The 12,506-nt window shown below is 62.0% G+C and carries 10 protein-coding genes and 2 pseudogenes; all 12 read right to left on the bottom strand.

Annotation, left to right across the window (positions count from 1 at the left end; translation table 11 throughout):
- The coding region (locus tag E5W87_RS15940) for a hypothetical protein (RefSeq protein WP_292399072.1) at nt 1-331 on the bottom strand (331 nt) is incomplete at its 3' end.
- A 51-nt stretch (nt 332-382) separates the two neighbouring features.
- Nucleotides 383-643: a DUF2312 domain-containing protein gene (locus tag E5W87_RS15935; protein ID WP_023800031.1), complete on the bottom strand. Its 261-nt coding sequence runs from the start codon at nt 641-643 to the stop codon at nt 383-385.
- Between the two features lie 161 nt (nt 644-804).
- A complete protein-coding gene (gene pyc, locus E5W87_RS15930) occupies nt 805-4,263 on the bottom strand; it encodes a pyruvate carboxylase (protein ID WP_292399067.1) in 3,459 nt (1,152 codons plus the stop codon).
- Nucleotides 4,264-4,493: 230 nt separating this feature from the next.
- A complete protein-coding gene (locus tag E5W87_RS15925; protein WP_292399064.1) occupies nt 4,494-5,624 on the bottom strand; it encodes a branched-chain amino acid ABC transporter substrate-binding protein in 1,131 nt (376 codons plus the stop codon).
- Between the two features lie 126 nt (nt 5,625-5,750).
- Nucleotides 5,751-6,110: a DUF6867 family protein gene (locus E5W87_RS15920; protein WP_292399061.1), complete on the bottom strand. Its 360-nt coding sequence runs from the start codon at nt 6,108-6,110 to the stop codon at nt 5,751-5,753.
- Between the two features lie 17 nt (nt 6,111-6,127).
- Complete coding sequence (locus E5W87_RS15915) at nt 6,128-6,856, bottom strand: ABC transporter ATP-binding protein (RefSeq protein WP_192361325.1); 729 nt, start codon at nt 6,854-6,856, stop codon at nt 6,128-6,130.
- Nucleotides 6,856-8,037, bottom strand: coding sequence for an ABC transporter ATP-binding protein (locus E5W87_RS15910; RefSeq protein WP_292399056.1), 1,182 nt, complete (start codon nt 8,035-8,037; stop codon nt 6,856-6,858). The genes E5W87_RS15915 and E5W87_RS15910 overlap by 1 nt, the downstream gene beginning before the upstream one ends.
- A pseudogene (gene livM / locus E5W87_RS15905) lies at nt 8,037-9,146 on the bottom strand (high-affinity branched-chain amino acid ABC transporter permease LivM); the annotation flags it as partial. The gene E5W87_RS15910 and the pseudogene livM, both read right to left, overlap by 1 nt.
- Before the next feature lie 147 nt (nt 9,147-9,293).
- Nucleotides 9,294-9,587 (bottom strand): annotated as a pseudogene (locus E5W87_RS36095) (DUF3382 domain-containing protein); the annotation flags it as partial.
- Nucleotides 9,588-9,636: 49 nt separating this feature from the next.
- Nucleotides 9,637-10,539, bottom strand: a complete 903-nt coding sequence (locus E5W87_RS15900; protein WP_287330300.1) for a branched-chain amino acid ABC transporter permease LivH — start codon at nt 10,537-10,539, stop codon at nt 9,637-9,639.
- A gap of 334 nt (nt 10,540-10,873) precedes the next feature.
- Nucleotides 10,874-11,875, bottom strand: coding sequence for a 4-hydroxyproline epimerase (locus E5W87_RS15895; protein WP_292399049.1), 1,002 nt, complete (start codon nt 11,873-11,875; stop codon nt 10,874-10,876).
- A 12-nt stretch (nt 11,876-11,887) separates the two neighbouring features.
- The coding region (locus tag E5W87_RS15890) for an FAD-binding oxidoreductase (RefSeq protein ID WP_292399047.1) at nt 11,888-12,506 on the bottom strand (619 nt) is incomplete at its 5' end.

Genomic DNA, 12,506 nt, shown 5'->3' with positions numbered 1-12,506 from the left:
ACAGCGAATTGATGCCGAGGCCCTCGCAACTCTGTTCCGGCCTAAGCTTCAACCTGTCTTCGATCGCCGGCTGGAACGGCTTCAACCGCGACCAGGCTTCCGTGGCACCGAACTTCTCGTTGCGGCCGAAGAAGACGCCGACATGGTTCTGCGCCGGCGCGACATACATGGAAAGGACCAAGGCGAAGTCGGGCAATCCGCGCTGCCAGAACCAGGGTCCGCGCCGCGCCATCAGAGCCCTTTCTTCCGGATGCCGTTCCGCGAACAGCGTCCAGAAGCCGCGTTGGCGGAATTCAGAGGCGCGGCGGACGCCAAAGTCGAATTCGCTCATGGTTCGACCCGTTGAGGGCCCCGCAACCGGCGCCCAGGGCTGTTACCAGCCTTACACCATGCCGAGCGCGGCTTTGTAGAGGTCGAGGATGGTTTCCTCCTCTTGCCGCTCGGCCTGGTCCTTCTTGCGCAGCCGGATGATCGACCGCATCGCCTTGGTGTCGAAGCCGGTGCCCTTGGCCTCGGCGAACACTTCCTTGATATCGTCGGCGATCGTCTTCTTCTCTTCCTCAAGCCGCTCGATGCGCTCGATGAAGGCTCGCAGCTGGCCGGCGGCAACAGTCTGGCTGGTCTCGGTGATGTCGTCGGCCATTTTTTCTCCGCGTCGTTTTCCATGCCGCGACTCAGGAACGTGTCGCGGCGAATTTGCAGCGGTTCGATGCCCGACCGGGGGCGACCGGTCAAGCTGTTATCGATGCGGCATGAAGGGCTACCGCCAGACGCAGACAACTCTGCCTGGGCAACATTTCTGTTTCATCCGAATGCGATCAGCAGATCCTTGGCGTCGATCTGATCGCCGGCCTTGACCAGCACTTCGGCGATTGTGCCATCACGCTCGGCATGCAATGCCGTCTCCATCTTCATCGCCTCGATCGACAGCAGCACGTCGCCGGCCCTGACTGCCTGGCCGGCGGCAACGGCAAGCGCTGAGACGACGCCCGGCATCGGCGCGCCGACATGCGCCTCGTTGCCCGGCTCGGCCTTGCGCCGCGCCTTGGCGGCGGAAGCGCCATGCGCGCGATCCGGCACTTTGACCCGGCGCGGCTGACCGTTGAGCTCGAAGAACACGGTGACCATGCCCTTCTCGTCGACATCGCCGATGGCCAGGCAGCGCACCACCAGCGTCTTGCCCTTCTCGATGTCGACAAAGATCTCGTCTTCCGGCTTCATGCCGTAGAAATAGGTCGGCGTCGGCAGCACGCTGACCGGCCCGTAGGTTTCCTGGGCTGCGGCAAAGTCGGAGAAGACCTTCGGGTACATCAGCCACGAGGCGAATTCGAAGTCGCTGAGCTTGCGCTCGAGCTTCTCCTCGATGTCCTTGCGGCTGGCCTTGAGATTGGCCGCTTTCAACAGCGAGCCAGGCCGGGCCGTGATTGGCCTGTCCCCCTTAAGCACCTTCTTCTGCAGGGCCTCCGGCCAACCGCCAGGCGACTGGCCGAGATCGCCGCGCAGCATCGATACGACCGAGTCCGGGAAGGCGATATCCCTGGCCGGATTTTCGACATCGGCGACCGTCAGATCCTGGCTTACCATCATCAGCGCCATGTCGCCGACAACCTTGGATGACGGCGTCACCTTGACGATGTCGCCGAACATCAGATTGACGTCGTGATAGGTCTGCGCCACTTCGTGCCAGCGCGTCTCCAGCCCGAGCGAGCGCGCTTGTTCCTTGAGGTTGGTGAACTGCCCGCCTGGCATTTCGTGCAGGTAGACTTCCGAAGCCGGCCCCTTCAGGTCGCTCTCGAAGGCGGCATACTGGTTGCGCACCGCCTCCCAGTAGAACGAAATGTTCCTGATCCATTGCGGGTCGAGGCCCGGATCCCGCTCGGTGCCCTTCAGCGCCTCGACGATCGAGCCTAGGCAAGGCTGCGAGGTGTTGCCCGACAAGGAGTCCATCGCCGCGTCGATCGCGTCGACGCCGCTGTCCACCGCCGCCAGTACCGTCGCCGCCGACAGGCCTGACGTGTCGTGCGTGTGGAAATGGATCGGCAGATCGGTTGCCTCGCGCAGCGCCTTGAACAGCACTCGTGCCGCCGCCGGCTTCAGGAGCCCGGCCATGTCCTTGACCGCGATGATATGGGCGCCGGCCGCCTGCAACTCCCTGGTCAGCGCGACATAGTATTTGAGGTCGTATTTGGCTCGCGCCGGGTCGAGTATGTCGCCGGTGTAGCAGATCGCCGCTTCGATCAGCTTGCCCTCGGCGCCGACCGCATCCATGGCGACCCGCATATTGTCGACCCAGTTCAGACAGTCGAAGACCCGGAACAGGTCTATGCCACCGGCGGCGGCCTGTTTGACGAAATGCTGGACAACATTGTCGGGGTAGTTGGTGTAGCCGACGCCGTTGGCGCCGCGCAAAAGCATCTGCAGCAACAAATTGGGCGCTGCCTCGCGCACCAGCGACAGCCGTTCCCATGGGTCTTCGGTGAGGAAGCGCATGGCGACGTCGAAGGTCGCCCCGCCCCAGCATTCGAGCGACAGAAGCTGCGGCAGCGCGCGCGCATAGGTGCCGGCAATGCCGGCGATGTCATATGTGCGCACGCGCGTCGCGAGCAGGGATTGGTGCCCGTCGCGCATCGTCGTATCGGTGACCAGCACCTCTTTCTGCGCGCGCACCCAGGCCGCGAATTTCTCCGGACCAAGCGCGTCGAGCTTCTGCTTGCTGCCATCGGGCACATTGCCGTTGAGATAGGGCACCATGGGTGCCGCCGCATCGGCCTTGGGCTGCGGCCGGCCGCGCGTCTCGGGATGGCCGTTGACGCTGACATCGGCCAGGTAGTTGAGCAGCTTGGTCGCACGATCTTGCCGCTTCACGCTCGCGAACAATTCCGGCGTCGTGTCGATGAACTTGGTCGTGTAGGAATTATCGGCGAAACTCGGGTGATTGATGATCGCCTCGAGGAAGGTGAGGTTGGTCGCCACACCGCGAATACGGAACTCGCGCAGTGCCCGGTTCATGCGGGCGATGGTCTCGGCCGGCGTCGGCGCCCAGGCCGTCACCTTCTCCAGCAGCGGGTCGTAGAAACGGGTGATGACCGCGCCCGAATAAGCGGTGCCGCCGTCGAGGCGAATGCCGAAACCGGTGGCGCCGCGATAGGCGGTGATGCGGCCATAGTCGGGAATGAAATTGTGCTCGGGATCTTCCGTGGTGATGCGGCACTGCAGCGCGTGGCCGTTGAGCCTGATATCCTTCTGCGCCGGCACGCCAGATTCCGGCGTGCCGATGGCGAAACCATCGAGGATGTGGATCTGCGCCTTGACGATGTCGATGCCGGTCACCTGCTCGGTGACGGTGTGCTCGACCTGGATGCGCGGGTTGACCTCGATGAAGTAGAATTTCCCCGTGTCGGCATCCTGCAGGAACTCGACCGTTCCGGCGCCGATATAGCTCGTCTCGCGGGCGATCTTCAGCGCGTAATCGCAAAGCTCTTCGCGCCGTGACATTTCGAGATACGGCGCCGGCGCGCGCTCGACGACCTTCTGGTTGCGGCGCTGGATGGAGCAATCGCGCTCGAACAGGTGCACGGCATTGCCGTGTGTGTCGCCCAGCACCTGCACCTCGACATGGCGGGCGCGCTCGATCAGCTTTTCGAGATAGACCTCGTCCTTGCCGAAGGCGGCTTTCGCTTCGCGCTTGCCCTCCGTCACCTCGCGGGCAAGATCGGCTTCCGAGCGGATGGCGCGCATGCCGCGGCCGCCGCCGCCCCACGATGCCTTCAGCATCACCGGATAGCCGATCGTCTTGGCGAGTGCCTTCACCGCCGCCATGTCGTCCGGCAAGGGATCGGTGGCGGGAATTACCGGCACGCCTACCTCGATCGCCAGATTGCGTGCGGCGACCTTGTTGCCGAGCCTGCGCATCGTGTCCGGCTTGGGTCCGATGAAAATGATGCCGGCCTTCGCGCAGGCTTCGGCGAATTCAGGGCTTTCCGACAACAGCCCGTAGCCCGGATGGATGGCATCGGCGCCCGAAATCCTGGCGACGCGGATCACTTCCTCGATCGACAGATAGCTTTCAATCGGCCCCATATCCCTGGTCAGATGCGGCCCGCGCCCGACCTGATAGCTTTCGTCGGCCTTGAAGCGATGCAGCGAGTATTTGTCCTCCTCGGCCCAGATCGCCACGGTTTTGAGGCCGAGTTCGTTGGCCGCGCGGAAGACGCGGATGGCAATTTCGGAGCGGTTGGCGACAAGGATCTTCGTGATGGCCAAGGACAAGGCTCCGAACGCGAACGGGAAGGGAACTGACGCCATGATTAACGCGAAAATGCTGCAGTGCAAACAAAATCGGGTGGCGATTTAACCGATTTAGTTTTATCTATCGCGTTGACACATTGCGTGTCGGTCCGGACAACGCCTCGCAGTCCCGATCAAGCTTTCGGGAAACTCCCATGAAAAATGCCCGGCGCGAGGCGCCGGGCATTTTATGTAGCAACGTCCGGTTATTTGCCGGGTGCGTTCTCGACATAGGTGTACTTGCCGTCGTCACCCTTCTTCCAGGTGTACATGACGTAATCCGGACGGGTGATGTCGCCTTTCGCATCATAGCCGATCTCGCCGATCGTGGTCTTCCAGGGGCCAGCCGACTTGATGGTCTCGGCTACCTTCTGAGCGTCATCGGCTGAACCGGCCTTGGTGATGGCGGCCGCGATGATTTCCATCGCCGCGTAGGAGTAGAGGGTATAGGCCTCAGGCTCGAAGCCGGCCGCGCGGAACTTCTCGACGAGTTCCTTGGCGTTCGGATTCTTGCGCGGATCCGGAGCGAACGTCATCAGCGTGCCGTCGACGGCGTCGCCGGCGATGGACGCCAATTCGTTTGACACGATGCCGTCGCCGGACATGAAGGTTGCCTTGAGGCCCTGGTCGGCGAGCTGGCGTATGATCAGGCCGGCTTCGGTGTGCAGGCCGCCATAGTAGACGACGGAGACGCCCGCGTCCTTCATCTTGGCGATGAGGGCCGAGAAATCCTTGTCGCCGACATTGATGCCTTCATACATGGCCTCGGTCACGCCATTGGCTGCAAGCCCCTTCTTGGTTTCGTCGGCGAGGCCTTGGCCATAAGGCGTCTTGTCGTGGATGACAGCAATCTTGGCATCCTTGAAGTTCGCGGCGAGATAGTCGCCGGCAACCTTGCCCTGCTGATCGTCGCGTCCGCAGGTGCGGAAGGTGTTCCACATGCCGCGTTCGGTGAACTTCGGATTGGTCGCAGCCGGCGTGATCTCGAGGATACCGTTCTCGGCGTAGACTTCCGATGCCGGGATCGAAACGCCCGAGTTGAAGTGGCCGACCACGTACTTGACGCCGTCGGCGACGAACTTGTTGGCGACCGAGATGCCCTGCTTCGGATCGGAGACGTCGTCGCCGACCGTGAGCTTGACCTGCTCGCCGTTGATGCCGCCGGCCGCATTGATGTCGGCGACAGCCTGTTCGGCGCCCTTTTGCAGCTGCGCGCCGAAGGCGGCGTTCGGACCGGTGATCGGACCGGCAACGCCGACCAGGATGTCAGCCCACGCGCTTCCGCTGAACGCGACGAGCGCGGTCAGGGCGACGGCGGACAAAAGTGATTTTCTCATGTAAAACGCTCCCATTTACAGAGTGGGCGTGGATGATGCTTTCATGCGATGCCCACCTTTACTCGCAGAAAACGTACTTTGCCGATTTTCAGGCACTTGTCACGCCGATTCATCCCCGGAACGGCGTTAATGGTGAACGTCAACTTTTGGTTTCCAGCTCAAAAGCGATGCTCTTTCGTAGAGCCAGTTATACTGTGTCACCATCTGGTTGGTGCGCGTGTATTGAAAGCCGATGAAGCCCAATATCATCAGGACAATGGTGTCGACGATGTAGTACTGCAGCGAGAACATCGTGCCGCCGAACAGTGCGTGATGGATGAACCTTACGGCGATGCCGAGGCCGAGCATGTAAACGAACAATTGGACGAAGCTGCGCCATGTCTGGGCGCAGGCCTTGCCCGTCATCCATGCCGCCCAGCCGCCAAGCAGGCAGGTGACGAACAAGAAATGCCAGACCGAGGGTTCCTCATAGAGAATGCCCTGCATGATGAAGACTCCTGAACTCAGTGATGGCCGCCTTCGAGATAGGCGGCGCGCACATCCGGATCGGCGAGCAGTTCCTTGCCGGTGCCGCTCATCGTCACATTGCCGTTGACCATGACATAGCCGCGCGTGGCGAGCTTCAGCGCGCCGAAGGCGTTCTGCTCGACCAGGAACACGGTCAGCCCCTGCGTGCGGTTCAACTCGCGGATAGCGTCGAAGATCTGCTTGACGATCAGCGGCGCCAGGCCCAGCGACGGCTCGTCGAGCAGGAGCAGCTTCGGCCGCGCCATCAGCGCACGTCCGATCGACAGCATCTGCTGCTCGCCGCCCGACAGCGTGCCGCCGCGTTGGGCAATGCGTTCCTTCAGGCGCGGAAACAGCGTGAACACCTTCTCGACGTCCTCGTCGTAATGCTGGAGGTTGTCGAGGCTGGCACCCATCTGCAGGTTTTCCATCACCGTCATGCGCGGGAAGATGCGCCGTCCCTCCGGCGACTGGGCGATGCGCATGCGCGCGATCTCATGGGTCGGCAATTGGGTGATGTCGGTGCCGGCGAAGGTGATGGTGCCCGCCCGCGCCCGTGGAGCACCAAAAATGGTCATCATCAGCGTCGACTTGCCGGCGCCGTTGGCGCCGATCAGCGCCACGATCTCGCCCTGCTTGACGGTGACATCGACGCCGTTCAGCGCCCTGATGTTGCCGTAGTAGGTCTGGACACCCTTGATATCGAGCAGCGTCGTGCCGGCCATTATTTACGCCCTCCGCGTCGGTTGGAGGCGCCCGGTGTCTTCGGCTTTACCGGAGCCTTGGTGGCCGGCTTTGCCGCTGAGGATTTCGCGGCAGAGGGTTGCTTGGCTGCCGCCGGGGAGGCTGCCTTGCTTGCTGCGGCACTCGACCTTGCATCGACCTGCTCGGCTTTCGAGGCGCCCTTCGACACAGTGACGCGTTCGCCCTCGCTGTGGCCGACCGTGTCGGTCACCGGCCCGGCGAGATACGAAGATGATGTGCCCGGGCCGTGCGCCGAATCCGGCCCCGTATCCAATTGCTCGATGACGTCTTCGTCGCCGACCTCGGTCAGCACCGTCTCGACGTCCTCGTCTTCGACCCCGAGATAGGCGGCGATGACACGCGGGTCGGTGCGTACCGCCTGCGGACTGCCATCCGAGATCTTGCGCCCGTATTCGAGCACCACGACATGGTCGGAAATCTGCATGACCACCGCCATGTCGTGCTCGATCAGCAGGATCGAGGTGCCGGTATTGTCCTTGATGTCCATCAGCAGCGCGTTGAGCGCCATTGATTCCTTCGGATTGAGCCCGGCCGCCGGTTCGTCGAGACAGAGCAGCTCCGGCCCCGTGCACATGGCCCGCGCAATCTCCAGGCGCCGTTGCGCGCCGTAGGGCAGGTCGCCGGCCGGATCGTCGGCCCGATCGACAAGGTCGGCCTTTTCCAGCCAGTGCCTGGCGAGGTCGATCGACTCGGCCGACGCTTTCCGGTAGCCGCTGAAGCCAAACAGGCCGAGGATGGTGTAGCCGGACGCCTTCATCAGCTTGTTGTGCTGCGCCACCAACAGGTTCTCCAGCAGCGTCATGCCCGAGAACAGACGAATGTTCTGGAAGGTGCGCGCCACCTTGGCGCGCGCCGGAATCTCATGATTCGGCAGGCGTTCGAGCAGATAGCTTGAGCCGTCGCGCCGGTTGAGCGTGAGCATGCCTTCAGACGGCTTGTAGAAGCCGGTGATGCAGTTGAACACGGTGGTCTTGCCGGCGCCGTTCGGCCCGATCAGCGCGGTGATCTCGCCGCGCCTGGCCTGGAAGGACAGGTCGCCGATGGCGACCAGACCGCCGAACTTCATCGACAGATGCTCGACCTGCAGGATGGCATCGTTCATGCCCGGGTTGGCTTTCTGAATCGAGCTCACATCACTCATCAGCCGTGGCCCTCCTTGGTGAAAGAGCCGGCTACGGCCCTGCTCTCCTTGAGGAAGGCTGTCGGTTCACGGCTGCCGACGAAGCCGCGCGGCTTCCACAGCATGACGATGACCATGGCCATGCCGAACAGCAGCATGCGGTAGAGCTCCGGCGTGAAGTCGGGACCGAAGACCTGCTTCAGGAAATCGAGTTCGCGCAGCACCTCGGTGCCGCCGATCATCACCATGGCGGCGACGGCGATGCCGACCAGCGAACCCATGCCGCCGAGCACGACGATGGCGAGGATGATCGCCGATTCCAGGAAGATGAAGGATTCGGGGCTGACGAAACCTTGCCGCGCGGCGAAGAACGAGCCGGCGAAGCCGCCGAACATGGCGCCGGTAGCAAAGGCGGTGAGCTTGGTGGTGGTGGTGTTGATGCCGAGCGAGCGGCAGGCGATCTCGTCCTCGCGCAGCGCTTCCCAGGCGCGACCGACGGGCATGCGCCTAAGCCTTATGGTGACGAAGGCGGTGAGCAGGCAGAGTCCCAGGATCAGGTAGTAGAGGAAGATCTTGTAGTAGGCGCTCGACGTGGCGATGTCGAAAACCTTGGCGATATAGTTCGGGTCCGAAACGTTGAACGATATCAGGCCGAAGAAAGAGACCTTCGGGATGCCGGAAATACCGGCCGAGCCGTTGGTCACCTCGCGCCAGTTGATGATCACCAGCCTTATGATCTCACCGAAGGCGAGCGTCACGATCGCCAGATAGTCGCCGCGCAGGCGCAGCACCGGAAAGCCGAGCATGACGCCCCAGAAGGCAGCCATGGCGCCGGCGGCAGGCAGCAGGATCCAGAACGACAGGCCGTAGTGCGTGCCGAGCAGCGCATAGGCATAGGCACCGACGGCGTAGAAGGCGACATAACCAAGGTCGAGCAGGCCGGCGAGGCCAACGACGATGTTCAACCCCCAGGCCAGCATCACGTAGATCAGGATCTGGATGCCGAAATTGTCGACCCATTTCAGAGAACCCTGGAACCCGGCGGCCACCGATCCTCCGTACAAAGCAAGCACCAGCACGACAATGACCGGGTAGAGGGTCAGTGCGGTTATGCCCAGCGCCGAAAAATGGGCATGGATGAAGGTTCGGAAATAAAACAGCACAGAGGCGAGGGCGTAGATGATCGCCAGCGCCCTCAGGAACCGTGCATAACCGGCCAGACCGGGTCCCAGCAATCCGTCAAGGGGGCCGGCAAGGAAAACCAGCACGGCCACCGTGACGATGGCGGCGAGGAAATAGGGCAAGCGGAAGAACCGCGTCGCTACGCTCTCCGGCAGCAGGCCGGTGGCTACATCGACGATCTTCTGATTTGCGAGGAAGGGCTGTCCGTAAGCGACGTAGAGAAAACGGCCGGCCATGGTCAGCACAACCACGATGGCGAGCAAGCCCCAGCGCTGCACCAGTATCAGTTCGTTGGAGATGTTCTGGTCGGTCTTCAGGCCGATGAACAGCACGAACAGGCCGAGCGCGATGGCGCCGGCATAGAGCGCCTCGCGGGTGGCGCGCTGCATGGGGGTGGCGACGATGTCGCGCTCCGGAGATGCGGTGACCGCCATTGTCTCAGACCTTTTCGACTTCTGGCCGGCCGAGAATGCCGGAAGGCAGGAAGATCAGCACGATCGCCAAGATGGAGAAGGCAGCGACGTCCTTGTAATCGATCGAGAAATAAGCCGACCACATGCTTTCGATGAAGCCGATCATCAGCCCGCCGAGCACGGCGCCGGGCAGCGAGCCGATGCCGCCGAGCACCGCGGCAGTAAATGCCTTCACACCGGGCGTAAAGCCATCGGAAAACACCACCACACCGTAATACATCAGGAACAACGTGCCGGCGACGGCGGCAAGGGCGGCGCCCATGATGAAGGTGATCGAGATGGTGCGATCGACGTCGATGCCGAGCAGTGCGGCCATCTTGCGGTCCTGCTCGCACGCCCTTTGGGCTCGACCCAGCGAGGTCTTGTTGACCAGGTACCAGAACAGCGCCAGCAGGACTATGGTGACCAGGACGATGATGATCTGCTTCAGCGACACGCTGATGCCTTCGATGTTGTAGACCTTGGACACCATCGGCGGGACCGGCTTGTTGCGCGGCCCTTGCGTCACCTGGACGAAATTGGACAGCGCAATCGACATGCCAATCGCGGTGATCAGCGGCGCCAGCCGGAACGAACCGCGCAAAGGCCGGTAGGCCACCTTCTCGATCGTCCAATTGTACATGCTGGTCAACAGCATTGCGACGATCATCATGACCAGGAGCGCGATCACTACCGGCAACGAATAGAACAAGGCACCGAGGATAAGGAAAACGATGAGGGCGGCGAAAGCGCCGATCATGAAGATGTCGCCATGGGCGAAATTGATCATGCCGATGATGCCGTACACCATCGTATAGCCGATCGCTATCAGTCCATAGATCGATCCCAGCGTCAGCCCATTGATAAGCTGCTGGACAAAATACTGCATGCTGTCGTGGCTCCCCTGGAATGTCGCCCATGCAGACGCATTCCTTTTCGTATTTCCCCTAGTCGTAAAGTTTCGAGCCCGGATTGCAACGTCATTTTTTAATCGGCATGCGTGATTTTGAAGCACGCAATCGGATTGTCCGTTCTTCCCTTCCCGGCCTCTGGACTATCGCGGACCCTATCATTGGCATAACGCAATGTCTTTGGCGATTCGTCGTCAAAATGCACGCCGTTTCGAAGGAATCGCCGTCAAAATAAGTTGATGAGCGGGATCGTTGCGCCATCGAAGCGATCGATCTTTGAGTTCCGTTCGTTTCCCTGGGTCAGGATGCTCTCTATTTGACGACGAATCCGTGCGCGAACGGATCGCGATCGTCGATGAAGATCGTGTTCAATCCGGTCATGCGCGCCCAGCCGCCGATCGAGGGAATGATCGCCGGCTCGCCCGCAACCGTGACCTCCTTCTCGATCCTGCCCTTGAACAGCGAGCCGATGATCGATTGATGGACGAAATCGTCGCCGGTCCTAAGCTTGCCCCTGGCGTGAAGCTGCGCCATCCGCGCCGAAGTGCCGGTGCCGCAAGGCGAGCGGTCGATCGCCTTGTCGCCATAGAACACGGCGTTGCGCGCATCGGCTTGGCTGTCGGTCGGCGCCCCTGTCCACAGCATATGCGACAGCAGGTCGATACCGGGATTCTCGGGATGCACGAAAGAGTACTTCTCGTTGAGCCGCTGCCGCACCACCGGGCTCCAGGCGATCAAGTCACCTGCAGAATGGTCGGCCATGTCGCGAAAATTCTTCTGCGGCTCGACGATGGCGTAGAAATTGCCGCCATAGGCGACGTCGACAGTGATCTCGCCGAGCTGCGGACATTCGACCGTCAGACCCTCAGCATAGAGGAAGGACGGCACGTTGGTGATGCGCACCTCCTCGACATATTCGCCGACCTGTCTGTACTCGGCGATGACCAGGCCGGCCGGCGTGTCCAGCCTGAGCAAACCCGGCGTCCTCGGCTTGATCAGCCCGTGTTCGATGGCAAAAGTCACCGTGCCGATGGTACCGTGACCGCACATTGGCAGGCAGCCCGAGGTTTCGATGAACAGGATGGCGATGTCGCAGTCGGGCCTCGTCGGCGGATAGAGGATCGAGCCGGACATTACGTCATGGCCGCGCGGCTCGAACATCAAACCGGTGCGAATCCAATCATACTCGGCCAGGAAATGCGCGCGCCGCTCCATCATCGTCGCGCCCTGGAGCAGCGGCCCGCCGCCGGCGACAAGCCGCACCGGATTGCCGCAGGTGTGACCGTCGATGCAAAAGAAGGAGTGGCGCGCCATTTCTAGATCCCGTCAAAAGCGGTTCGGAGAAAACGGAGAAAGATCAAACACCGGATTTTGGCCGAGAATGAGATCGCGGATCAAGCGTCCGGTGGCAGCCGCCTGAGTCAGGCCGAGATGGCCGTGGCCAAAGGCGTAGACTATCGTGCCGGCGTGCCTGGCGCCACCAATCACCGGCAGCGAATCCGGCAGCGATGGCCGAAATCCCATCCATTCGCGGCCACCGGCCGGATCAAGTCCCGGCAGGAAGCTTTTGGCCTTTTCGAGCAGCGCTTTCGAGCGGGCATAGTTGGGCGGCCGCTCAATGCCGCCGAGCTCGACCGCGCCGCCGACGCGCACACCGGTTTCAAGCGGGGTGACGACGAAGCCATGACCGGAGAAGATCAGTTGCCGCTTCACGTCGAAGGCGGTCTTCGGCAACGTCGTGTTGTAGCCGCGCTCGGTTTCGAGCGGGATGCGGTCGCCGAGATGTTTCGCCATGAGATGCGACCACGCGCCGGCGGCGATGACAAGGCATTTTGCCTGCCGCACCGTGCCGTCGGCCAGCGTCAATGTCGCGCCATCCTGCCCTGCTCCGACACGGTCGATCCGAGCCTTTTCGAAACGCGCGCCGTTCTTCTCGGCATAGGCC

The organism is Mesorhizobium sp. (genome assembly GCF_004962925.1).
Taxonomy (GTDB): domain Bacteria; phylum Pseudomonadota; class Alphaproteobacteria; order Rhizobiales; family Rhizobiaceae; genus Mesorhizobium.
The sequence above is the reverse complement of the archived record's forward strand: the minus strand, read 5'-3'. Positions and strand labels throughout refer to the sequence as shown.